Annotated in this window: 20 protein-coding genes; 11 read left to right on the forward strand and 9 right to left on the reverse strand. The window is 63.4% G+C overall.

Annotation, left to right across the window (positions count from 1 at the left end):
* Positions 1–9 precede the first annotated feature (9 nt).
* A complete protein-coding gene (locus tag VF194_RS15620) occupies positions 10–2,313 on the reverse strand; it encodes a 4Fe-4S binding protein (RefSeq protein WP_330892114.1) in 2,304 nt (767 codons plus the stop codon).
* 291 nt (positions 2,314–2,604) lie between these two features.
* Here VF194_RS15620 and VF194_RS15625 point away from each other — a divergent pair, with 291 nt between their 5' ends.
* The 5 genes from VF194_RS15625 (at position 2,605) to VF194_RS15645 (ending at position 6,971) form a co-directional block, all read left to right on the forward strand.
* The gene (locus tag VF194_RS15625) at positions 2,605–3,525 is read left to right on the forward strand and encodes a ferritin family protein (RefSeq protein ID WP_330892115.1); all 921 of its coding nucleotides are present in this window, start codon (positions 2,605–2,607) and stop codon (positions 3,523–3,525) included.
* Positions 3,526–3,537: 12 nt separating this feature from the next.
* Entirely contained in the window at positions 3,538–4,020 is a 483-nt protein-coding gene (locus VF194_RS15630) for an Rrf2 family transcriptional regulator (RefSeq protein WP_330892116.1), read from the forward strand.
* 122 nt (positions 4,021–4,142) lie between these two features.
* Positions 4,143–5,276 (forward strand): FAD-dependent oxidoreductase, encoded by a 1,134-nt coding sequence (locus tag VF194_RS15635; protein ID WP_330892117.1) that lies wholly within the window; start codon positions 4,143–4,145, stop codon positions 5,274–5,276.
* On the forward strand, positions 5,257–5,553 hold the full coding sequence (locus tag VF194_RS15640; RefSeq protein ID WP_330892118.1) for a (2Fe-2S)-binding protein: 297 nt from the start codon (positions 5,257–5,259) through the stop codon (positions 5,551–5,553). The genes VF194_RS15635 and VF194_RS15640 overlap by 20 nt, the downstream gene beginning before the upstream one ends.
* On the forward strand, positions 5,550–6,971 hold the full coding sequence (locus VF194_RS15645; protein WP_330892119.1) for an NAD(P)/FAD-dependent oxidoreductase: 1,422 nt from the start codon (positions 5,550–5,552) through the stop codon (positions 6,969–6,971). The genes VF194_RS15640 and VF194_RS15645 overlap by 4 nt, the downstream gene beginning before the upstream one ends.
* Before the next feature lie 14 nt (positions 6,972–6,985).
* On the opposite strand, the gene VF194_RS15650 is transcribed toward VF194_RS15645, so the two are convergent.
* A complete protein-coding gene (locus tag VF194_RS15650) occupies positions 6,986–7,498 on the reverse strand; it encodes a DUF2380 domain-containing protein (protein WP_330892120.1) in 513 nt (170 codons plus the stop codon).
* Between the two features lie 90 nt (positions 7,499–7,588).
* Positions 7,589–8,515, reverse strand: coding sequence for a LysR family transcriptional regulator (locus tag VF194_RS15655; protein WP_330892121.1), 927 nt, complete (start codon positions 8,513–8,515; stop codon positions 7,589–7,591).
* 117 nt (positions 8,516–8,632) lie between these two features.
* On the opposite strand from VF194_RS15655, the gene VF194_RS15660 reads away from it, so the two are divergent.
* Positions 8,633–10,777, forward strand: coding sequence for a malate synthase G (locus VF194_RS15660; RefSeq protein WP_330892122.1), 2,145 nt, complete (start codon positions 8,633–8,635; stop codon positions 10,775–10,777).
* A 10-nt stretch (positions 10,778–10,787) separates the two neighbouring features.
* Here the strand turns inward: VF194_RS15660 and VF194_RS15665 are convergent, their stop codons facing one another.
* Together VF194_RS15665 and VF194_RS15670 are read right to left on the reverse strand one after the other, a co-directional pair.
* Positions 10,788–11,330, reverse strand: a complete 543-nt coding sequence (locus VF194_RS15665; protein WP_330892123.1) for a DUF2478 domain-containing protein — start codon at positions 11,328–11,330, stop codon at positions 10,788–10,790.
* Between the two features lies 1 nt (position 11,331).
* Positions 11,332–11,871 (reverse strand): hemerythrin domain-containing protein, encoded by a 540-nt coding sequence (locus VF194_RS15670; RefSeq protein WP_330892124.1) that lies wholly within the window; start codon positions 11,869–11,871, stop codon positions 11,332–11,334.
* Between the two features lie 228 nt (positions 11,872–12,099).
* Here VF194_RS15670 and VF194_RS15675 point away from each other — a divergent pair, with 228 nt between their 5' ends.
* Both VF194_RS15675 and VF194_RS15680 read left to right on the forward strand, forming a co-directional pair.
* Complete coding sequence (locus VF194_RS15675) at positions 12,100–12,858, forward strand: cyclic nucleotide-binding domain-containing protein (RefSeq protein WP_330892125.1); 759 nt, start codon at positions 12,100–12,102, stop codon at positions 12,856–12,858.
* Between the two features lie 78 nt (positions 12,859–12,936).
* The gene (locus tag VF194_RS15680) at positions 12,937–14,097 is read left to right on the forward strand and encodes an acyl-CoA dehydrogenase family protein (protein WP_330892126.1); all 1,161 of its coding nucleotides are present in this window, start codon (positions 12,937–12,939) and stop codon (positions 14,095–14,097) included.
* A 17-nt stretch (positions 14,098–14,114) separates the two neighbouring features.
* Here VF194_RS15680 and VF194_RS15685 read toward each other — a convergent pair whose 3' ends face one another.
* On the reverse strand, positions 14,115–15,323 hold the full coding sequence (locus tag VF194_RS15685; protein ID WP_330892127.1) for an acyl-CoA dehydrogenase family protein: 1,209 nt from the start codon (positions 15,321–15,323) through the stop codon (positions 14,115–14,117).
* Positions 15,324–15,509: 186 nt separating this feature from the next.
* On the opposite strand from VF194_RS15685, the gene VF194_RS15690 reads away from it, so the two are divergent.
* A complete protein-coding gene (locus VF194_RS15690; protein ID WP_330892128.1) occupies positions 15,510–16,421 on the forward strand; it encodes a DMT family transporter in 912 nt (303 codons plus the stop codon).
* 187 nt (positions 16,422–16,608) lie between these two features.
* Positions 16,609–17,580: a hypothetical protein gene (locus tag VF194_RS15695; protein WP_330892129.1), complete on the forward strand. Its 972-nt coding sequence runs from the start codon at positions 16,609–16,611 to the stop codon at positions 17,578–17,580.
* A 6-nt stretch (positions 17,581–17,586) separates the two neighbouring features.
* Here VF194_RS15695 and VF194_RS15700 read toward each other — a convergent pair whose 3' ends face one another.
* Both VF194_RS15700 and VF194_RS15705 read right to left on the reverse strand, forming a co-directional pair.
* Entirely contained in the window at positions 17,587–18,807 is a 1,221-nt protein-coding gene (locus VF194_RS15700) for a CaiB/BaiF CoA-transferase family protein (protein ID WP_330892130.1), read from the reverse strand.
* 23 nt (positions 18,808–18,830) lie between these two features.
* On the reverse strand, positions 18,831–20,021 hold the full coding sequence (locus VF194_RS15705) for an acyl-CoA dehydrogenase (protein WP_330892131.1): 1,191 nt from the start codon (positions 20,019–20,021) through the stop codon (positions 18,831–18,833).
* A 148-nt stretch (positions 20,022–20,169) separates the two neighbouring features.
* Between VF194_RS15705 and VF194_RS15710 the strand changes: the two genes are divergently transcribed.
* Entirely contained in the window at positions 20,170–21,075 is a 906-nt protein-coding gene (locus tag VF194_RS15710; RefSeq protein ID WP_330892132.1) for a LysR family transcriptional regulator, read from the forward strand.
* Here the strand turns inward: VF194_RS15710 and VF194_RS15715 are convergent.
* Positions 21,065–22,078 (reverse strand): adenosine deaminase, encoded by a 1,014-nt coding sequence (locus VF194_RS15715; protein WP_330892133.1) that lies wholly within the window; start codon positions 22,076–22,078, stop codon positions 21,065–21,067. The two genes, VF194_RS15710 and VF194_RS15715, sit on opposite strands and share 11 nt — an antisense overlap.
* Between the last annotated feature and the right edge of the window lie 5 nt (positions 22,079–22,083).

The following is a 22,083-nucleotide window of genomic DNA, read 5'->3' on the forward strand; positions in this document are numbered from 1 at the left end:
GATGGTCGTTCATTCGACCGGTGGCGCCGCCGCAGCGCCGCTGCTTGATTGCTGCACGCCGCCGGCAACGACGCGCTGCTTGTGACCGGGGCCACCCGGCCGCATGCTCGGTGAACTGAGGGCATCGCGACGCTCCCGCTTGAGGCGCCGCTGGATGACAACCGGACATTTCTGGTCGTGGTGATAGAGGACCTGGCAATGCAGGCACGAGATGCATTCATTCGGATTGATATGCCCCTCGGGATGGATGGCCTGCACCGGGCATTCGTTGTGACAGCGCATGCAGGGGTTGCCGCATTCGCGGTAGCGCTTCAGCCAATCGAACATGCGCAGCCGGCCCGGGATCGCCAGCGCCGCGCCCAGCGGGCAAAGATAGCGGCAGAAGAACCTTTCCACGAACAGGCCCGCGCCGATCAGCAGCAAGGCGAAGCCGACGAACCACCATTCGCGCATGAAGCGCAGGATGATGGCGGTCTTGAACGGCTCGATCTCCGCCAGCCGCTCGGCCATGCTCAGCGAGCCGAGCGAGACGCCGAACAGCACCAGAAAGACGATATATTTGATCGGCCATAGCCGTTCATGCAGGCCCCATGGCACCTTGATCTGCGGAATCTTCAGAACCCGCGCGGCACGGTTGCTCAGTTCCTGCAGGGCGCCGAATGGGCACAGCCAGCCGCAGAAAGGCCCCCTTCCCCAGAACAGCAGCGCCGCGGCAACGGCGAACCAGAGAATGAAGATCAGCGGATCGACCAGGAAGCTGGACCACTGGAAATCGGAGCGCACGGCACCGATGAAAGCCAATACATTGACTACCGAGAGCTGCGCCTGCGCCACCCAGCCGAGCCAAACCAGCGTCACCGCCAGGTAGCCCAGCCGGATTCGATCGAACAGCACCGGCCGCTTCACCAGCGCATCCTGGAAGAAGAAGATCGCCGTCAGCGCGGCAATCATGGCCGCCAGCACGCAGATGGAGACCAGCTTGCTGTGCCAGATGCGCAGCCAAAGCGAGCGCTGGCCATTACTCGTGCCGGTCAGATCGGCCAATAGCTGGGCCAGGGCATCACCGATATCCGTGTTTTCGGAATTGATACTGTCGGCACCGGCACTCGCCGCCACCTGCACTTTCCCCGCCGGGGCGGTTTGCGCGACTGCCGCCGGCGCCGCCTTCTCGACATGGACGTATTTGTCCGGCAGTGCGTAGCCGAGTTCGAAGGTACGGAATACCTTGCTCAGCGCCCCGGTCTGCCGCTGCACCAGAAGCTTGAGCGTCCAGGGCTCGGCAGCATTGAACTCGGCCTGTTCGGGAACGACAAAAACGTCGACATCCTTGAAGGACGGCGCCCCGGCGGCGGCGAGCCCGCCGATGCGGAAATGCTGCTTGTCGTGGAAGCGGATCGTCTCGGTGCCCTGCACCAGCTCGATGCGGTCGAATATGCCGCCGCGAACATAGCCCGAGCCCTTGAAGGAATAACGCCCGCCGCCGGTGACCAGTATGGCTTCCTGTCCCGGCCTGAGTCTGCTTGCTATATTGGCATATTCCTCCTCGCCCAGCAGGCTGCGGCCGATTGCAGGCTGGCTGACAAGGGCAACGTAGAGGTCAATGAAGCCGCTTTCCGGATCGCCCGCTTCCTGCCGTTTCGCAGCTTCTGCGTCGTCAGCGAAGGCGTCATTGACCTCGCCGACTGTCAGCTGCAGGCGGCGGATGGCGCCTTCGCCCAGCAATGCCTGCCAGTTCGCGATATCCCCTGCCTGCCGGTCGACTTTGCGCTGATCGCGCTGAACCGCCTCCGGCTCGGCCGCGCCGGCGATGCGGCGGGCAACCCGCGCCGCCGAGCGGGTCAGGCTGTCGCCAATCACCATGACGGTGACGGTTGCGCCGCTGACGATATCGACGGCTGGCGACTTGTCGCCCGAGTCCGCCGCCCGCATCGGATCAAAGCCGTTGTAGCCGGCGAGAAAGGTCTCGATCTTGCGCTGGGGAATGCCGATCAGGACGATCGGCTCGTGATGTTCGACAAGCCGTGAGCCGGTGATGACGCCTTTGGGATCAACGCCAACCAGAATCCGGATCGGTTTGCCGGAATAGCCGGCAGCGTTGACGTAGTCGGTGTTCAGATAAACATAACCGATCAGCTTGTCCGCTTTGTATGCGGCAACGATCGGCGGCGTACCCTGGGGCGGGCCGAACCGGTCGGCACCCGGCACCAGATCGCCAGGCTGGGCTTGCGGCAGATACCGCAGGAGACCGGCTTCCGCTTGCGCCGGTCCTGCAGCGATCAGAAAAGCGAACAGCGCCACAGTCAGCCCAGACAATATCGTGATCAGGAGATGCGGGCCGGTCCGTCGCGTTTGGTATCCGATTGGATTCAGCACTGAAAGCTCGGTGTCTCTGTCCGCGATGAGACGCATGCAATGACGCGCATCGATCCGTCTCGCCGCAGGCCGGGGTTGGCGCTGCTTGCGGCCGCCGCCGCGAAAATGCATCGGCCGCACTTGTTAGGAAGCGAATACCGCCGACCGGCTGTCGTAACATTGCTCTAGATCAATTCGGGCCGCCGAAAACGTGATTTATTCTTGACCTGAAATCACCGCCGGAGATCGAAAATGGGCAATTTGCTGTCCAGCGCACCCGAGATGGGCGTCGCCAGCTTGACGGAGCTCATCGGGATCGCCCATGCGCTGGAGGCAGAGTCGGTGCGCCGCTACGAATTGCTGGCGGGCGAAATGAAGCGCCTCGGCGCTCTCGATACCGCCGCGACGTTTCGCCTGCTGCTGAAGGAGGAGCAGGGGCATATCGACGCCGTGGAAAGCTGGGCGGCCGATCTTCATGAGACGGTACCGTCCACCGCCTCCTTCACCTGGCGATTGCCGCCGGATATCGCTTCGTCCTGGGATGAGGTCTCAGGCAGCGCTCTGCTGACACCCTATCGCGCCCTCTCCATCGCGGTCACGAACGAGGAGCGTGCCTTCGCTTACTATACTTATATCGCAGCACATACCGATAACCCTCGCATTGCGAGGGCGGCGGAGGAGATGGCGCAGGAGGAACTGCGCCATGCCACGCATTTACGCCAATTCCGCCGCCGGGCCTATCATCAGGAACGCCACGAGACGCCCGAGATCCGACAGGCGCTCTCAAGCCTGCCGGCGTTCGAGGCGCGCATACGCGACCTCTGTCAGAGGGCCGCGCGCGAGCATATCGGCATCGCCGCCGAATTGCACAGGCGGGGTGACGTTGTCAGTACGGCCCTGATCGCCGACCTGGCGAGGCAGGAAATCCAGTCAGCCGGCCCGGCCGCCACCATCGCGGATATCGGCGAAGACCTGCACGGCGATCCCGTCGCGTTGCTGCACCGGGCCAAGGCGCCGGTCGAGCGGCTGGCGGAATTCTGCGAGCTTGTCGCGATGAAGGCGGAGTCGGAGGCGGTACTTGCCGCAGCGCAGAAGACTCTGTCGGATGCCGTCGCGGTCCTGGCCCGGATCGCCCTGCGCGCGGAACAGCTGGATGAACTGCGGTCTGCATAACCGGATTCTGCGATGCACCTGACCACATTCACCGATTACAGCCTGCGGGTGATGATGTATGTCGCCTTGAGTGCGGATCTTGTCACCATCGACAAGATCGCGGCGGCCTATGGAATCTCGCGCAATCATCTGATGAAGGTGGTGTTCCGGTTGGGCCAGCTCGGCTATCTCGAAACCATTCGCGGCAAAGGCGGAGGCATGCGCCTCGCCCGTCCTCCCGGAAATATCACGATCGGCAGACTGATACGGCAGACCGAAGACGATATCGGGCTCGTCGAGTGCTTTCAGCGCAGAGGCCGCTCCTGCACAATAGCGCCCGCCTGCATCCTGAGGGGCGTCATGAGGGAGGCCCTGGATGCCTTTCTCGCCGTGCTGGACGGCTATACTCTCGCGGACCTGATAGAACCGAAGCGCCAGCTATGCCGGTTGCTGGCTATCCCGGCGCCCCTGACAAAGCCGCATTCGGGCGCCTTGCCCGGCAAGCGGCAACCATAAACACCGCCGCCACGCCACAGTTTCGGGTGTACAAGATCATGGCAATCCGCTAGTGATCGCCGGTCGATCAACGGCTGTTTCCACCATACCCCTATGCCATTCAGCAGCGGCCGGGACTGCAGATGAGCAAATCGTCTTCCGATGCGTTCGATGTCATTGTCGTCGGAGGCGGCATCGTCGGATCGTCGATTGCCTGGGGCCTGGCCAAGCTCGGGCAGAAAGTGGCCGTGCTCGATGAAGGCGACGATGCCTATCGGGCGTCGCGCGGCAACTTCGCCCTGATATGGGTGCAAAGCAAGGGCCTCGGGATGCCGGCCTATGCCGCCTGGACGGTCAGGTCGGCCCGGGCCTGGCCAGGCTTTGCCGAGGAACTGCGCCAGCAGACCGGGTTTGACCTCTCTTTGCAGCAGAATGGCGGCTTCCAACTGGCGCTGAGCGAGCCTGAATTGGAGACACGTGCGCAGCGGCTGCGGCGCCTGCAGGACCAGCCGGACATGCCGCGATATGGCTGCGAAATCCTGCCCTCGGAGAAGATCAGGGCCATGCTTCCGGCGATCGGCCCGCAAGTCGTCGGCGGCAGCTATTGCCCCCTGGACGGCCATGTCAATTCGCTGCGTCTTTTTCGCGCTCTGCACGCCGGGATGCAGGAATTCGGGACCGAATACAGGCCGAACCACAATGTCGACCGCATCGAATGCAGCAATGGAGAATTCCGCATCCATTCGGCGGGGCGCGAATTGCGGTCCGGCAGGCTCGTGCTGGCGGCTGGTCTCGGCAATCGGCGGCTGGCACCGATGGTCGGCCTCGATGCCCCGGTTCGGCCGCAACGCGGGCAATTGATCGTTACCGAGAAGACAATGCCGTTTTTGCCCCATCCGATCGTCACGATCCGGCAGGCCGACGAAGGCGGCGTCATGATCGGCGATTCTCACGAGGAAGCCGGTTTCGATTCCGATTTGCGAACGCAGGTCCTTTCGGTCATGGCGGACCGCGCCATACGCATGTTTCCCGTTCTTGCCGGGCTGAATGTGGTCCGTAGCTGGGCGGCGTTGCGCGTGATGACGAAAGACGGCTTTCCGGTTTACGAGCAGTCGGAGACCTGCCCAGGCGCCTTCATCGCCACCTGTCACAGCGGTATCACCTTGGCAGCGAGTCATGCATTGATCCTGCCCCGCTGGATCGTGCAGGGAGAGCGGCCGGCCAAAGACTTTGGCGCCTTCAGCGCACGGAGGTTTCATGTTCCATCGACTGCCTAGCGCGGCGGCTGAGATCGTCACCATATCGGTCGATGGCAGGCCGGTTGCCGCCCGCAAAGGCGATTCCGTTGCAGCCGCCATGCTGGCGGCCGGCATCGTGCAGAATCGGACGACGCCGGTTTCCGCTGCGCCGCGCGGGCCTTATTGCATGATGGGCGTCTGCTTCGAATGCCTGGTGATGATCGACGGGATCGGCAGCCGCCAAGGCTGCATGACCCTGGTGGCCGACGGCATGGTTGTCGAAACGCAGCTCGGAAAGCGCGAGCCTGGCCGATGACGGATCAGATCGCCCCTCATTACGACGTCGTGGTGGTCGGCGGCGGACCGGCCGGACTTGCGGCAGCGACGCTGACCGCCCGCGCCGGCTTGAAGACGGCATTATTCGACGAGCAGCCGGGCCCGGGCGGGCAAATCTATCGCGCGATCACGCAAACCCCGCTGCAAAGCCGATCGGTACTGGGCGGGGATTATTGGCGGGGTCAAATCCTGGTCGACGATTTTCTGGCCAGCAAGGCGGCGTATGTTCCGAACACGACCGTCTGGAGCGTGTCACGCAACCGCGAGATCGGCGTCTCGTCGGCAGGCAAGGCTCGGATGGTGACGGCGCAGCGCATCATCCTGGCAACCGGCGCCCAGGAGCGGCCGTTCCCGGTTCCCGGCTGGACACTGCCCGGCGTCATGACAGCGGGCGCAGCGCAGATCCTGCTCAAATCCTTCGGCCTGGCGCCGCAGCGGCCGGTCGTGCTCGCAGGCTGCGGCCCGCTGCTCTGGCTGCTGGCCTGGCAGATGCAGAATGCCGGCGCGGTCGTCGATGCCATCCTGGACACCACTCCGCGCGCCAACTGGATGCGGGCTTTGCCGCATTTGCCCGCGTTCCTGACTTCGCCTTATTTCCTGAAGGGACTGAAGCTGATGCTCGGCGTCCGGCGGCGTGTACGGGTCATCAGCGAAGTCGTCGATCTGGCTGCGGAAGGGGATGGCCGCGTTGAAGCCGTGACCTATAGCACGGCGTCAGGCCGGATCGCTCGCCTGCCTGCCGAGACCTTGCTGCTGCACCAGGGGGTGACGCCGAATGTCAACCTGGCGATGTCGATCGGCATCCCGCATCGCTGGAGCGACGAGCAAGCCTGCTGGGAGCCGGAACTGGACGCCGACGGCAATACGGCAATCGAAGGCATCATGATCGCCGGCGATGGCGGCGGCATCATCGGCGCCAGGGCGGCTGAGGAGCGCGGTCGGCTGGCGGCCTTGGGGACTATCCGTGCCTTGAAGGGGCAAACCGCAGCGGCCGGCGCCGGCGACGCAGAACTGATTCGCCATCGCCTGCGGCGCCAGATCTCCGGCCGAGCCTTCCTCGACCGGCTTTACCGGCCGGCCGCTCAATTCCGCCGCCCGCGCGGCGATACGATCGTTTGCCGCTGCGAAGAGGTCACGGCACGGCAGGTCATGACCACGGCCGCGCTCGGCTGCACCGGCCCCAATCAAATGAAGGCCTTTTCGCGATGTGGCATGGGGCCTTGCCAGGGTCGGCTTTGCGGGTTGACGGTGACCGAATTGCTGGCCGAGGCGCATGGCATAACGCCGGAGCGGGTCGGATATTACCGGTTGCGCGCGCCCATAAAGCCGATCACGCTTGGCGAACTGGCGCAGCTGCCCACGGACGACGCAGCGATGAAGGCGGTCATTCGCACCTGATCGCGGCTGCGGCGCTAGGGCCGACCCTCGAAGTCCGTTGAGATTTCGCGGGCGATGAAAGCGGAGGCATGCCGCCATGCCTCGTCGGTATCGCCCCGGAAACTGAAGGAGCGGGCAAACGCAACCTTGCCTTTCCGGACATCCGTGATATCGATTTGCACCGACAGAACAAGCGTGCTCATTTTACGGACCACGCCTCGCATCAGGTAATCCGCGCCGCTGTTTTGCGCATCCTGCAGAACCCGGTCCGCATCCATTCCGCTGACACAGGACCGGTCGCCGCAAGCGATATCGACAATGTCGAACTTCCGCGTTGCGCTCAACCCGTCGCGCAGATCATCCGATAATTGCCGCAGGCGGGATTCATGGGCGAGCCTTTTATCCTGTATCTCGCCGGAGGTATCGAGAAAGCCGAATTCAAGAATGGCCAGGTTCGGAGCGGATATCGCTGGCTTGGCAAAAACCGCCGCGATGGACAAATTCAGGGCTACGGCCAGCGCAGCGCCATATGCAGCCTTCGATCCCATCGAAACGGAAAACGGTCAGGCAGCGACTCCGGTTCCCGCGGATCGGTAAATGTCGATGCGTTCCTGGCCGGTTCGGCGGTCGTGTCGCTGCTATCGGTTGGGCGGCCTTTGCTGCGGCAGAAACAGGCCTTTGTCCCAGCTCGGCTCCGGGGCATAGAGCGCCTGAAGATAGTCGACGAAGGCGCTGACGCTTGCCGGCACGAAATTGGTTGCCGGATAGACGGCGAAAATGCCGACATCGGTTGCGCCTGGATGATCCGGCAGAACCACCTGCAGGGCGCCGGCCCGCAACTCCCCGCTGACATCCCAGGTGGAGCGCAGGGCAATACCCAGGCCCGCGATGGCCAGCTCGCGCACCACTTCGCTGGAATTGGTCCGCACCGCGCTTTCGCCATGCACCAGAACTGGCCCGTTTCCGCCTTCGAGCCGCCACGGCAATTGCGATGCCGCGGCCAGGAGGCGGTGTTCTGCCAGATCCTCCAGCGTCTTTGGAATTCCGTGCCGCGCCAGATATTCCGGACTGGCGCAGAGGACGCGGCGGTTGGGCGCCAGGCGGCGGCCGGCAAGACCATTGCCGACGTTCGGCGCGATGCGGATGGCAAGGTCGAAGCGCTCGGCGAGCAGATCGGCATAGGCATCCGTCAGGTCCAGCTCGATCTTCAGGCGCGGCCAGCGATCTAGGAAGGGCTTCAGATGCGGCGCGACATGGAGGCGGCCGAAAGAGGTCGGCGCCGAGATGCGCAAACGCCCACTCGGCTCGCCGGCAACACCGGTGACCAGACGCTCCGCTTCCTGCGAGGCTGCCAGGATTTCGACCACCCGCTCGTAGAAACGCTGGCCGGCCTCGGTGGTCGTCAGCTTCCGGGTGGTCCGGTGCAGCAGCCGCGCGCCCAGGCGTTCCTCCAGCCGGGCGATCCGCTTCGAGACCATGGCAGGCGACAAGTTCAGCGCCCGCCCCGCCGCTGCGAGGCTGCCGGTTTCGATCACCCGGGCATAAAGCTCATATTCTTTGTCCATGCCATTCCTTCTCATAAGGAACGGCTGCATTCAATTCTATTCATCTACAGAAAGAATTGTCACTCTGGTAAATTGCGGCAACAGCCTAAATCCACCCGGGAAACCTTAGGAAACGCCATGACTTCCACCGTCGATCGCGCCGGCCTCGCCGTCGCCCCGGACCTCGCCCAGTTCATCGAGCAGCAGGCCATACCGGGAACCGGCATGGCTCCGGAGGCCTTCTGGCCGGGTGTGGCCGGCATTTTCGCCCGCTTCACGCCGGAAAACCGCGCCCTGCTGAGCAAGCGGGACGAACTGCAGGCGAAGATCGATGCCTGGCATTCGGGCCGCGCCGGCCAGCCGCATGATCCCGCCGCCTATCAGGCCTTCCTGCGCGAGATCGGCTATCTGGTCGAGGAACCGGCGCCGTTCGAGGTAGCGACTGAGAATGTCGATGACGAGATCACCCGGATGGCCGGACCGCAATTGGTGGTGCCGGTGCTCAACGCCCGCTTCGTGCTCAACGCCGCCAATGCGCGCTGGGGCAGCCTGTACGACGCTTATTACGGCACCGACGCCATCCCGCAGGACGGTCCGGCGAAGAAGGGCTACGACCCGGCCCGCGGCGCCAAGGTGATCGCCAAGGCGAAAGCCTTCCTCGACCAGGTCGTCCCGCTCGCCTCGGGCAGCCATGCCGATGTTACCGGCTGGTCGGTGACGAACGGAAAACTTGCGCCCGCGCTCAAGCATCCCGAAGCCTTCGCCGGGTATCGCGGCGATGCGGCCAATCCCAGCGCCGTCCTGCTCCGGCATAACGGGCTGCATATCGAATTGCAGATCGACCGCAACCATCCCGTCGGCAAGGGCGATCCGTCCGGCCTGGCCGACATTCTGCTCGAAGCGGCGCTGACCACCATCATCGATCTTGAAGACTCGATCGCGGCGGTGGATTCCGCCGACAAGGTCGAGGCCTACGCCAATTGGCTCGGCCTGCTCAAGGGCGACCTGACGGCCACCTTCGAGAAGGGCGGCCGCACCATGATCCGCGCGCTTGAGCCGGATCGCGAATATACCGCGCCGGACGGCTCCAGGCTGACGCTGCCCGGCCGCAGCCTGCTATTCGTGCGCAATGTCGGCCATCTGATGACGACGCCGGCGATCCGCCTGCCGGATGGCAGCGAGGCGCCGGAAGGCATCCTGGATGCCATCGTCACCAGCCTGATCTCGATCCATGACCTGAAGCGGAACGGCCGCTTCATCAACAGCCGCGCCGGCTCGGTATATATCGTCAAGCCGAAGATGCACGGCCCCGAAGAGGCGGCTTTCACCAACCGCCTGTTCGATGCCGTCGAAGACCTGCTAGGTCTGGCGCGCCACACCGTAAAGGTCGGCGTCATGGACGAAGAGCGCCGCACCTCGGCCAATCTGGCGGCCTGCATCAAGGCGGTGAAAGACCGCATCGTCTTCATCAATACCGGCTTCCTCGACCGCACGGGTGACGAAATCCACACCTCGATGCGCGCCGGTCCCATGGTCCGCAAGGCGGAGATGAAATCCAGCGCCTGGATCCAGGCTTACGAGGAGCGCAACGTTGCCATCGGGCTTGCCTGCGGCCTGTCGGGCCGCGCCCAGATCGGCAAGGGCATGTGGGCGGCACCGGACCGCATGGCCGACATGCTGGAGCAGAAGATCGGCCATCCGAAGACGGGCGCCAATACCGCCTGGGTGCCCAGCCCGACGGCGGCCACGCTGCATGCCACGCATTATCACATGGTCGATGTCTTCGCCCGCCAGGCCGAGATCAAGGGCAAGCCGGTGCCGCCGCTGAGCGCCTTGCTGACCATCCCGCTTGCCACCGGACAGAACTTCTCCGAACAGGATATCCGCGATGAACTGGACAACAACGCGCAGGGCATCCTGGGCTATGTCGTGCGCTGGGTGGATCAGGGCATCGGCTGCTCCAAGGTGCCGGACATTCACGATATCGGCCTGATGGAAGACCGCGCCACCCTGCGCATCTCCTCGCAGCACATCGCCAACTGGCTGATGCATAATGTCTGCACAGCCGAGCAGGTGGATGCGGCGCTGAAGCGGATGGCGGCGAAAGTCGACAGCCAGAACGCTGGAGATCCGGCCTATCGGCCGATGGCGCCCGATCCGGCCAACAGCCTGGCTTTCCAGGCGGCGCGCGCCCTGATCTTCGAGGGCGCCAAGCAGCCGAACGGCTATACCGAGCCGCTGCTGCATGCCTTCCGCGCCAAGGTGAAGGCAGCGCGGCGCTGATCCGCCGCGCTTAAGCCGCCAGCCAGCGATACAGGGCCGCGCCGTTGAGCTGCAACGGCCGGCCATATTCGCCGGCAAAATCCATCCAGGCGGAGAGGCAGCGTTCGGGCAGGCCGACGAGAACCGGGACCTGCGCTTCCATCGCCTCGGCGACAAGGCCGCGCAATCCGCCGCCCTCGGCCTCGGTCTTGCCGAATTTGCTGACGACGACGAGATCCGCCGCCGCAAAATTGGCCTTGACCGCGGCATAGGCCAGAGCCAGGCCGGACAGGTCAAGCCGGCAGGCCGTGGCGGCCTGGCCGCGATCCTCGGCTATCGAAATGCGCCGGCCCGTGGCGATGTCCTCCAGTTCCATGTCGCAATGCGAATGCCGGGACGGCTCCTTGTTGCGCTCGATCAGGCCGGCGATGCGCAAGCCGCGGTTTTGCAGGAACGCGACGCTTTCGGTCAGCGCGGCGGCGGGATAATGCCCGTTGGCATAGACGAAATACGCAACGCCCCCGTCGGTCGAACGGCTCCGACGGCCTGTCGCGATGACCTCCCCGGCGGTCATCTCAACGTCCCGCCCCGCTTTCGAATTGAGGAAACAGCACTTCGTTTTCGAGCCTTATATGCTGTCGCAGGTCGTCGATCAGCTTGCGCAGACCGGCATACAGGGCCTGCCATGTCCGGCAGGCACCCTCCGGGGTGACGCATCCCGTGGTCAACGCTTCGAGCTGACGAAGGTGATTCTCGTGATCTTCATGCTCGGACTTCATCATCAGGATCGGGTGCGTGAGCATCGGATTACCGCCGGAGCGCATGATCGGGAAGAGGACATGCTCCTCCTTGATCATATGCCCTTCCAGCTCGAAGGCCAGGTTGCGTAAAGCCGCGGCCAGGCCGACCGGAACATTGGCATGGTGCCGATGAACCGCTTCCACCTTCTCCGCCAACCGGATCAGTTCCGGAAATTCCTTCCGGTGGACCTCGTGATAACGCGAGATGATGTGGTCGATCAGCCCTTCCGGGGAGCCATGATCGGAAGCCGGCTCGCCCGGCGGCGCCGCACAGGAGACATTCGATCCATAATCGACACCTTGATTGCTGGCCATGATTTTCCCCTTTTCCCAAGCCGGCCGGGTCCGGCGCCGGGGAAGTTTCGAGGAATAGCCGGAAGCCTTTATTGCGGCAGATCAAACTCTTTTCCGTTGCCGCCTGCCCCGCGACAGCCGGATTTGACACTTGTCAAAATTCCGCTGCGTCGAATCGCCGGCGAGATTGACGTGGGTCAAAGTCATTTCCGGCCTGCCGCCTAGTCTGCTGTCTGGGCAGAGAAATCGATGTACAGCGCTGATCGGGTCCTTTTCGAAAAAACGGATTTATATCGCCAGGTCGATCCGGCCGCCGTCGAACGGCTGATCCGGGATTGCCCTGTTCAGACCTATAACAAGGGAGCGATTTTGACCCGGCAGGGAGAGGTCTCGGATTACGTCTACCTGATCCTGTCCGGACGCATCGCCCTGACGGCCGAATGCAACGATGGCGAGAGCACGGTGATCGCCGTCTTCGGCGAAGGCGAGCTTTTCGTCAGCCCCGCCGTGCTATTGAAACAACCCTATCTCGTCAGCGCGAAAACGACCGCCACGTCGCGCATATTGCGCATACCCAGCGAGCGGTATCGACAGGCCCTGCGGGCCGAACATTCGCTCGCGCTGATGATGACGAATACCCTGGCCGGTCATTGGCGCCTCCTGGTCGACCATCTGGTCGAGTTGAAGCTTCATACCGCCATCGAGCGGCTGGCCCATTTCCTGGTTCGTCACTGCCCCACCCGGTCCGGGGCCGCGATCATAAGGCTGCATGACGACCGCAAGACGATCGCGGCGGAACTCGGGATCAGCCCCGAATTCCTGTCGCGGACATTTCAGCAATTGCGCAAGCATGGCGTTTCCGCCAGCGGACGGATTGTGCGGATCGCCGATGTCGAAGTTCTCACCGGCCTGTATCGTTCCGTCGCGCCGTGTAGCGACAAAAAACCCGCGGCCGCAACGACGCCGCGCAGGGTTTTCAGCGGGCTGAAACAGGTGCGGCGCTCCTAGCGGATTGCCATAGCGAGCAACGGCGAAATCTGATCTTCTGACGCAGGTCAATGTTGCAGTCAGAAGGAAATGCCGATTATGGATTTCGACCTCTCCCCGGAGCAAAGCCAGCTGCAGGAGCTTGCCGGCAATTTCGCCCGCAAGGAGCTCGCGGCCATTGCGCATGAATTGGAAAGCGAGAACACGCCCCTGCCTTCCTGCTGGGTAAAGCGGCTGGCAGAGATGGGCTATCTCGGCATCAATCTCGATCCGCGCTATGGCGGCGCCGGGCTGGCCCATCTGGATGCCGTGCTGATTCTGGAGGCCATCGCCAAGGTTTCCCCCGCCGTTGCGTTTCCGATTTTCGAATCCTGCTTTGGCCCGGCGCTGGCGATCCAGCATTTTGCCGGCGAAGAGTTGAAGCAACGCATCCTGCCGCGCGTCTGCCGCGGCGAGATGATCGTCGCCGTCAGCATGTCCGAGCCCGATGCCGGCAGCGCCCTCACCGACCTCAAGACGCGCGGCGAGATCAAGGGCGACAAGGTGATCATCAACGGCCAGAAGCGCTGGTGTTCCGGCGCCGGCCATTCGGACGGTTACGTCGTCTATTGCCGTCTCTCGCCCGATTCCGGCGCCAAGGGAATCGGCGCCGTATTCGTGGAGAAGGGAACACCCGGCCTGACCTTCGGCAAGCCGGAACAGCTCATGGGTTTCCGGGGCATCCCCAGCGCCGACATGTTCTTCGACAACGTCACCGTCCCGGCCGAAAACATCGTCGTTCCGGCCGGCGGCTTCAAAAAGCTGATGGAAGCCTTCGACCTGGAGCGTTGCGGCAATGCAACCATGAGCCTGGCCATAGCCGCGAGCGCGCTGGATTACGTGCTCGACTACGTGCAGTCGCGCCGCCAGTTCGGCAAGGCTCTGGTCGAATTCCAGGCGGTGCAGCTCAAGCTGGCCGAGATGGCCATGCGCGTCGATGCCGCCCGGCTGCTGATCTATCGCGCGGTGACCAACGCCGCCAAAGGCCTGCCCTCGATCCGCGACAGCTCCATTGCCAAATGCTTCGCCAACGAGATGACGCGCGAGGTCTGCGGCGCGGCGATCCAGTTGCTCGGCGGCTACGGCTATAACAAGGAATATCCGATCGAGCAGAAATTCCGCGATGCCTGGGGCTGGGGAATCGCCGGCGGCGCCATCGACATCCAGAAAGTCAATATCGCCTCGGCCCTGGTGAACCGGCGGTTCGACCAGCGGCGCTGAACGCGCCGCTGCGTCGATCACAGCCCGAGAATCAGCTTCGACATGATGTTGCGCTGAATCTCGTTCGAGCCTGCGAAGATCGTCACCTTGCGCATATTCAGATAGCGCGCGGCGACGCCGTCGGCGTAATCGGGGCCGATGATCGGCTCGTTCGCGCCCTCGATCAGCGGGTTGAACGGCATCAGGTAATAGCCGACGGCATCGGCCGCCAGCTCGGTGACCATCTGCTGCAATTCGGTGCCGCGCGTCTTCAGGATGGAAGACGCGGCACCGATATTCTGCCCGCTGCGCGACTGTCCGAGAATACGCAGCTCGGTCATCTCGAGCGCCATGATCTCGATTTCGGCTTGCGCCAGCCGGGCTGAAAAGGCCGGGTCCTGAATCAACGGCAAGCCGCCGCCGATCGATTCGGCCAGAGCCATCCGGCGCACCCGGTCGAGGCCGCGCTTGAGGTTGCCGGAATAGGCATTGCCGCGTTCGAATTCGAGCAGGTATTTGGCGCAGGTCCAGCCCTGGTTTATCTCGCCGACGAGATTCTCCTTCGGCACCTTCACGTCATCGAAGAAGACCTGGTTGACCTCCTGCATGCCGGCGCTCGGCTCGTCGATGGTGATGATCGGCGAAACGGTCACGCCCGGCGATTTCATGTCGATGAGCAGGAAGGAGATTCCCTCCTGCGGTTTCTTGGTCTGCGCCGTGCGCACCAGGCAGAAGATCATATCTGCGTGCTGCGCTTCCGAAGTCCAGATCTTGCTGCCGTTGCAGAGGAAATGATCGCCCTTGTCCTCGCATTTCATCTGCAATGACGCGAGGTCCGAGCCCGAGCCCGGCTCAGAATAGCCCTGACACCACCAAGTGTTGCTGGCCAGGATATCCGGCAGATATTTCTTCTTCTGCGCCTCGGTGCCGAATTTCATGATCACCGGCGCCAGCATGCGCGGACCGAAGGGCACCACGATCGGCGCGCCCGCCGCCGCCATCGTCTGGTCGTAAATGTAACGCTGCACCGGGGTCCAGCCGGGACCGCCATATTCCTGCGGCCAGTTCGGCGCCAGCCAGCCCTTCTCGTTGAGCCGTTTCTGCCAGCGGATATGCAGATGCTTGGCGATGTAGCCCGTTCGCGTGCGTGCCATGGCGGCGCGCATCTCGTCGTCATAATTCTCCTCGATGAAGCGGTTCACCTCATCACGGAACGCCAATTCTTCCTTGGTGAAATTCAGATCCATGTCCCTAGACCTCAATCAGGCGCTGCTTGCGGATTACCATACATCTGCGGGCAGGAAATAGGACATGAAAACCGGCAATCGTCAAATCATGTGCAGACCCTGCCGTTACGGCAAGCCGATTGCCGGCGCGGCGCCGACCATCTATGATCCGGGCGAAACGCCCGTCTCGCAAATCACGCCCAAAAGATGCAGAAAAAACACAGCCTCGATGGCATGGCCATCCTGTTGATGACCGCCCTGTGCCTGACCTGGGGCATCCAGCAAGTCGTCATCAAGGTCGCCGCGGAAGATGTCTCGCCGCTCCTGCAGGCCGGCATTCGCTCCGTTGGCGCCACCATCCTGGTACTGGCGTGGATGCGCTGGCGCGGCCTGAAACTGCTCCAGGGTGACGGCAGCCTGATCCCGGGCATTTTTGCCGGGTTGCTGTTCGGTGCGGAATTCGGCCTGATCTTCGTCGGCCTGACCCTGACCACCGCATCCCGGGCTGTGATCCTGCTCTACACGACGCCGTTCTGGGTGGCGCTGGGCTCGCACGTCTTCATTCCCGGCGAGCGCATCCGGCCGGTGCAAGTCGCCGGCCTGCTGCTGGCCTTCGGGGGCGTGGTGCTGACCTTCGCCGAACGCGTGCAGGCGCCGCAGCCGCGCGAATTGCTGGGCGATGCGCTCATGGTCATGGCGGCGATCCTTTGGGCCGCGACAACGATTCTGATCAAGGCTTCGCGCCTGCGCAGCGTATCGCCGCACAAGACCCTGCTCTATCAGCTTGCCGTCTCCGGCGTCGGGCTGATCCTCGCTGCCATTCTCAGCGGCGAGCCTTTCAGGGTTCCGGCCACGCCTTTCGTCATCGGCGCCCTCGGCTTTCAGATCGTCATCGTCGCCTCGATCAGCTATGTCGTCTGGTTCTGGCTGATCCAGCGCTATCCGGTGTCACGATTGTCCGCCTTCTCGTTTCTCACGCCGGTTTTCGGCGTGGCGAGCGGCGCATTCTATCTCGACGAACCTCTGTCGTTTTCGCTTCTGCTTGCGCTGCTGCTCGTCGCCGTCGGCATATATATCGTGAACATGCCGAAAAATTCGGCGACGCAGCCGAACGAATAAGAAGTCGATTTGCACTCTATGTCAGGAACTTGATGGATTCCCGCGGTCGAATTTCGCCCGGATCCGAATGAAAGTTTGCGTTGCCGGGCATCAGTCGTTATTCTCCTAGCGCACACGAAAACCCGGCAGTCCTACGCGCGCTTGCGAAGCGCGCCACGCAAAATCTTTTTTCGTAAGGGGGATGCTTATGACCGTGAACGGCGATTTCTCCACCATCAATCTGGGCAAAGCAGACTTCGGATCGATCTACGTTCAGCCCGATCCCCGCGCCTATTTCCGCACCCTCGGCGCATTGGACTACGTCATCCCGCACCTGGCACGGCCGATTTTCGACCAGCTGATCGATTCACGCCAGCGGGCAAAAGGCGGCGAGCCGATCACCATTCTCGATCTCGGCTGCTCTTACGGCGTCAATGCCGCGTTGATGCGGTACGCGCTCAGCTACGATCAATTGGCCGAGCGTTATGCGGCGCTCGCCGCGCAGCCGCTCGATCCCGACGAAGTACTGGCGCTTGACCGGCAATATTTCGCCGCCTGGCCGAAACGGCGCGATGTCCGCATCATCGGGCTGGATGTCTCGCGTGAAGCCATCTCCTACGCCATGGGATGCGGCATCCTCGACAAAGGCATCGTGGCGGATCTCGAGCAGGATGACGTTCCGCCGGCGGCGGCCGAGATTTTGTCCAAAGTCGACCTGATCGTGTCGACCGGCTGCGTCGGCTATATCAGCAGCAAGACCTTCGAGAAACTGGCGATCTGCACCTCGAAGGACGATGCGCCATGGGTGGCGTCTTTCGTCCTGCGGATGTTCGACTATGCCGACATCGCCAGGACGCTGGAGCGGCAGGGGCTGGTGACCGAGAAATTCGAAGGCGCCACCTTCGTTCAGCGGCGCTTCCGCGACGAGGCCGAGATGCAGGCCACCTTGACGGCAGTGACCGAGCGCGGCCTCGATCCTTTCGGAAAGGAAAGCGAGGGGCTGTTTCACGCAGAGCTGTTCTTCTCGCGGCCGGAAAGCGAAGCCCTCGCCAGCCCGATCAACCAGATGGTCTCGATCGCCAGCGGCATCAACCGCAATTACGGCGCCCGTCCGATGATGGCGCCGAAGGCTATCAAAGCCGGCCGCGCCCGTCGCCCCGTCGCTGCGGCCGCATCCTAGGCCGTTTCAGATCACGCCCTTCTTGCGCAAGGCCGCGAGATCGGCCTCCTTGAGGCCGAGCCGCGTGCGCAGTACCTCGTCGGTGTCCTGACCGAGCAGCGGCGGGCCGCGATCGTAAGAGACCGGCGACGCCGATAGCCGCAGCGGGCTGGCCACGGTCGGCACCTTGCCTTGCCGGATATGGGGCACTTCCTTCTGCAGGCCGCGCGCCTTCACATGCGGGTCGGCGAACACCTTGTCGATGGTGTTGATCGGACCGCAGGGTACGGCGCGCTTCTCCAGGCCGGCGATCAGATCCGCCATCGGACGCTTGCGCGTCTCGGCTTCGATCAATGGGATCAGCGCGTCGCGATTGGCGACACGGGCCGAGTTGGATGCAAAACGCTCATCGCTCGCCCATTCCGGATGGCCAAGCTCGGCCGCCAGCTTGGCGAACTGCCCGTCATTGCCGACGGCGATGATGGCGTGACCGTCGGCGCAATGGAAGACCTGATACGGCACGACGACGGCATGGCCGTTGCCCATGCGCACCGGCGCCTCACCGGAGACGAGATAATAGAGCGCCTGGTTGGCGAGCGTCGCCACCTGCACATCGAGCAGGGCAAGGTCGATATACTGGCCTTCGTTGCTGCGGTCGCGCTGATGCAGGGCGCCGAGAATGGCGATCGTCGCATACAGCCCGGTCATGACATCGGCCAAAGCGACGCCGGCCTTCTGCGGTCCGCCGCCGGGCAGGTCGTCCCTCTCGCCGGTGACGCTCATCAGGCCGCCCATGCCCTGGATCAGGTAATCGTAGCCCGCCCGCGGCGCATAGGGGCCGGTCTGGCCGAAGCCGGTGATCGAACAATAGATCAGGCGCGGATTGATCGCTTTCAGGCTGTCGTAATCAAGGCCGTATTTCTTCAGGCCGCCAAGCTTGTAGTTCTCGATCACCACATCGGCCTGCCGGGCCAGGTCGCGCAGGATGCGCTGGCCCTCTTCCGTCGCCATGTCGACGGTGATCGAGTGTTTGCCGCGATTGGCCGCCAGATAATAGGCGGCATCGCCGCGCTCGCCGCTTTGCGGATCCTTCAGAAAGGGCGGGCCCCAGCCGCGGGTATCGTCGCCCGCCCCGGGCTTTTCCACCTTGATGACGGTCGCCCCCAGATCGGCCAGATTCTGGGTACACCACGGCCCGGCCAGAACGCGGCTCAGGTCGAGCACGACAATATCGTCGAGCGCGCGCATCCCTGTTTCCTCGATCCGGAGAGTTACATGAAGGCCTGGATGCCGGTCTGGGCGCGGCCAAGGATCAGCGCATGGATGTCGTGCGTGCCCTCGTAGGTGTTGACCGTTTCCAGATTCACCAGGTGGCGCATCACATGGAAATCCTCATGGATGCCGTTGCCGCCATGCATGTCGCGCGCCATGCGGGCGATTTCGAGCGCCTTGCCGCAATTGTTGCGCTTGATCAGCGAGATCATCTCCGGCGCCGCCTTGTCCTGATCCTTGAGCCGGCCGACACGCAACGCGGCGTTGAGGCCGAGCGCGATTTCGGTCTGCATGTTGGCGAGCTTGAGCTGAATGATCTGGTTGGCCGCCAGCGGCCGGCCGAACTGCTTGCGTTCCAGAACGTAGGTGCGCGCCTGATGCCAGCAGGCTTCCGCCGCGCCCATGGCGCCCCAGGCGATGCCGTAGCGCGCGTTGTTGAGGCAGCCGAACGGTCCCTTCAGGCCCTGCACATTCGGCAGCAGGTTGTCTTCCGGCACGAAAACGTCGTCCATGACGATCTCGCCGGTGATCGACGCGCGCAGCGACAGCTTGCCCTGGATCTTCGGGGCGGAGAGGCCCTTCATGCCCTTCTCCAGCACGAAGCCGCGGATCACGCCATCTTCCGTCTTTGCCCAGACGACGAAGACATCGGCGATGGGCGAATTGCTGATCCACATCTTGTTGCCGGTAAGCTGATACCCGCCAGCCACTTTCTTGGCGCGGGTCTTCATGCCGCCGGGATCCGAGCCGTGATCCGGTTCGGTCAACCCGAAGCAGCCGATCCATTCGCCGCTCGCCAGCTTGGGCAGATATTTCTCGCGCTGCGCTTCGCTGCCATAGGCATAGATCGGATGCATCACCAGGCTGGATTGCACGCTCATCATCGAACGATAGCCGCTATCGACGCCCTCGACCTCGCGGGCGATCAGGCCGTAGGCAACGTAAGACGCGCCGGCGCAGCCATAGCCTTCGATGGTCGGGCCAAGCAGGCCGAGTTCGCCCATCTCGCGGAAAATCGCCGGATCCGTCTTTTCCTCACGGAAGGCTTCCTTCACGCGCGGCAGCAGCTTGTTCTGACAATAGTCGCGCGCCGTATCACGCACCAGGCGCTCTTCCTCGGTCAGCTCAGCCTCCAGGTTGAACGGATCGTCCCACTGAAAGGCGACTTTGGTCGGCGCTTGCGCATTCATGACGGTTTCCTCGGTTCGAACTGGCAATGTCCTATGCGGGAGCTAGCCCCGGCTGCTGGGGCGGCAAGCTGGCAGACCACTCATTGGCTTGCAAACGAAATCTCGCTATTACTTGATAACCGTTCGTTATCAACTCGGGAGACCAATTTTGGCTCTACAGCGCCGTTTCCTGCCTCCGCTCTCCGCGCTGACCGCCTTCGAAGCGGCGGCACGGCATGGCAGCTTCACCGCCGCCGCGCGGGAACTCAACATCAGCCAGGCCGCGGTCAGCCGCCGGGTGCAACTTTTGGAGGAAATCCTGAAGCAGCGCCTGTTCGAGCGTATCCGGCAGCGTGTGATCCTGACCCCGGGCGGCGCCGCCTATGCCCGCGAGTTGCAGGACTCGCTGGCCCGCATCGGCATGGCCACGGTCAACACCATGGCGGCGCGCACCGGTCAGGTCAGCCTCAACATCGCCACCCTGCCGACCTTCGGTACGCGCTGGCTGATCCCGCGCCTGCCCGATTTCGCCGATCGCCACCCCGAGATCACCGTCAATCTGCCGACGCGGGTCGAAAACTTCGACTTCACCGCCGAGCCGTTGGATGCAGCGATCTTTTTCGGCGATCCGATCGCACCGGGCGCCATTGTCGACCGGCTGATCGAGGAAGAGCTCGTTCCCGTCGCATCGCGGAGACTGCTGACGCGGCATCGCATCCGCAAGCCGGAGGACCTGTTCAAGATTCCTCTGCTGCAGCAATCGACCCGGCCGGCGGCCTGGGCCGACTGGTTCGCCGCCCTGGGCATCGCCTGCCCTCCGGTGCCGCTGGGTCCGCGCTACGGCCAGTTCGCCATGATCCTGCAGGCCGCCGTGGTGGGACTGGGCGCGGCCATCGTGCCGCGCTTCCTGGTCGAGCGGGAACTGCAAAGCCGCGACCTCGTCATCCCCTTCCCGCATTCGATCGGCAGCAAGCAGGCCTATTGCCTGTTCTATCCGGAAGCCAAGCGCAACGATCCGGCGCTGCGGGTATTCCGCGATTGGCTGATAGCGCAGGCGGGCGCCTTCAGGCGCTAACGCAATAGCCGCGAAGCGCGGCGAGGTGCCGCTGCCTGACGGCATCCTCGCAGAAGGCGGCATGAAAGCTGTTGGCCGCCAGGGTTATGATCTCCTCGCGGGTCAGATCCAGCGCCTGCTGCACGGCGAGATAGTTCTCGTTCACATAGCCGCCGAAATAAGCGGGATCGTCCGAATTGATCGTCGCCATCAGACCGGCTTTCAGCATGCGCCGCAACGGATGCTGGCGAAGATCCGTAACGACGCAAAGCCGCAGGTTCGACAGCGGGCAAACGGTCAGCGGCATCTGCAATTCAGCCAGCCGCGCGGTCAACGCTTCGTCCTCCAGGGCGCGATTGCCGTGATCGATGCGCTCGACCGCCAGCAGATCGAGCGCCTCCGCCACGTAATCCGGCGGCCCTTCCTCGCCGGCATGCGCGACGACATGCAGGCCGAGGCTGCGGGCGCGCGCAAAGACACGGGCGAATTTCGCCGGCGGATGGCCCTGTTCCGACGAATCCAGGCCCACGCCAATGAAGCGCCGGCGCCAGCGCAGCGCCTGTTCCAGCGTCCGTTCGGCGCTGCTTTGATCCAGGTGGCGCAGAAAGCACAGGATCAGGCTGGCCGTCATGCCATGCTGCCGCTCGGCATCCTGCATGGCATGCCAAAGGCCATCGATCACCGTCTTGAACGGTATGCCACGCTCCGTATGGCCTTGAGGATCGAAGAAGATCTCGGCATGCCGCACATTCTGCTCCGCGGCGCGGCGCAAATAGGCCGCGGCCAGATCGTAGAAGTCCTGTTCGTGCCGCAGCACGTCCATGCCCTGGTAATACAGGTCCAGAAAATCCTGCAGGCTGGAAAAGCGGTAGGCTTCGCGCAATGCCGCAACCGAGCGGTAGCGGAACGTCACGTTGTTGCGCCGGGCCAGCGCGAACATCATCTCGGGCTCGAGGCTGCCCTCGATATGGATATGCAGTTCGGCCTTCGGAAGGCCGGCAACGAAGCGTGCGATATCGGCCATAGCAT

It is taken from the genome of Ferrovibrio sp., assembly GCF_036381655.1.
GTDB lineage: Bacteria > Pseudomonadota > Alphaproteobacteria > Ferrovibrionales > Ferrovibrionaceae > Ferrovibrio.

Excerpts from the sequence above, each read along its gene's own strand:
- VF194_RS15625 (WP_330892115.1), top strand. The coding sequence starts at position 2,605 with ATGGGCAATTTGCTGTCCAGCGCACCCGAGATGGGCGTCGCCAGCTTG.
- VF194_RS15630 (WP_330892116.1), top strand. The coding sequence starts at position 3,538 with ATGCACCTGACCACATTCACCGATTACAGCCTGCGGGTGATGATGTAT.
- VF194_RS15635 (WP_330892117.1), top strand. The coding sequence starts at position 4,143 with ATGAGCAAATCGTCTTCCGATGCGTTCGATGTCATTGTCGTCGGAGGC.
- VF194_RS15640 (WP_330892118.1), top strand. The coding sequence starts at position 5,257 with ATGTTCCATCGACTGCCTAGCGCGGCGGCTGAGATCGTCACCATATCG.
- VF194_RS15645 (WP_330892119.1), top strand. The coding sequence starts at position 5,550 with ATGACGGATCAGATCGCCCCTCATTACGACGTCGTGGTGGTCGGCGGC.
- VF194_RS15650 (WP_330892120.1), bottom strand. The coding sequence starts at position 7,498 with ATGGGATCGAAGGCTGCATATGGCGCTGCGCTGGCCGTAGCCCTGAAT.
- VF194_RS15655 (WP_330892121.1), bottom strand. The coding sequence starts at position 8,515 with ATGGACAAAGAATATGAGCTTTATGCCCGGGTGATCGAAACCGGCAGC.
- VF194_RS15660 (WP_330892122.1), top strand. The coding sequence starts at position 8,633 with ATGACTTCCACCGTCGATCGCGCCGGCCTCGCCGTCGCCCCGGACCTC.
- VF194_RS15665 (WP_330892123.1), bottom strand. The coding sequence starts at position 11,330 with ATGACCGCCGGGGAGGTCATCGCGACAGGCCGTCGGAGCCGTTCGACC.
- VF194_RS15670 (WP_330892124.1), bottom strand. The coding sequence starts at position 11,871 with ATGGCCAGCAATCAAGGTGTCGATTATGGATCGAATGTCTCCTGTGCG.
- VF194_RS15675 (WP_330892125.1), top strand. The coding sequence starts at position 12,100 with ATGTACAGCGCTGATCGGGTCCTTTTCGAAAAAACGGATTTATATCGC.
- VF194_RS15680 (WP_330892126.1), top strand. The coding sequence starts at position 12,937 with ATGGATTTCGACCTCTCCCCGGAGCAAAGCCAGCTGCAGGAGCTTGCC.
- VF194_RS15685 (WP_330892127.1), bottom strand. The coding sequence starts at position 15,323 with ATGGATCTGAATTTCACCAAGGAAGAATTGGCGTTCCGTGATGAGGTG.
- VF194_RS15690 (WP_330892128.1), top strand. The coding sequence starts at position 15,510 with ATGCAGAAAAAACACAGCCTCGATGGCATGGCCATCCTGTTGATGACC.
- VF194_RS15695 (WP_330892129.1), top strand. The coding sequence starts at position 16,609 with ATGACCGTGAACGGCGATTTCTCCACCATCAATCTGGGCAAAGCAGAC.
- VF194_RS15700 (WP_330892130.1), bottom strand. The coding sequence starts at position 18,807 with ATGCGCGCGCTCGACGATATTGTCGTGCTCGACCTGAGCCGCGTTCTG.
- VF194_RS15705 (WP_330892131.1), bottom strand. The coding sequence starts at position 20,021 with ATGAATGCGCAAGCGCCGACCAAAGTCGCCTTTCAGTGGGACGATCCG.
- VF194_RS15715 (WP_330892133.1), bottom strand. The coding sequence starts at position 22,078 with ATGGCCGATATCGCACGCTTCGTTGCCGGCCTTCCGAAGGCCGAACTG.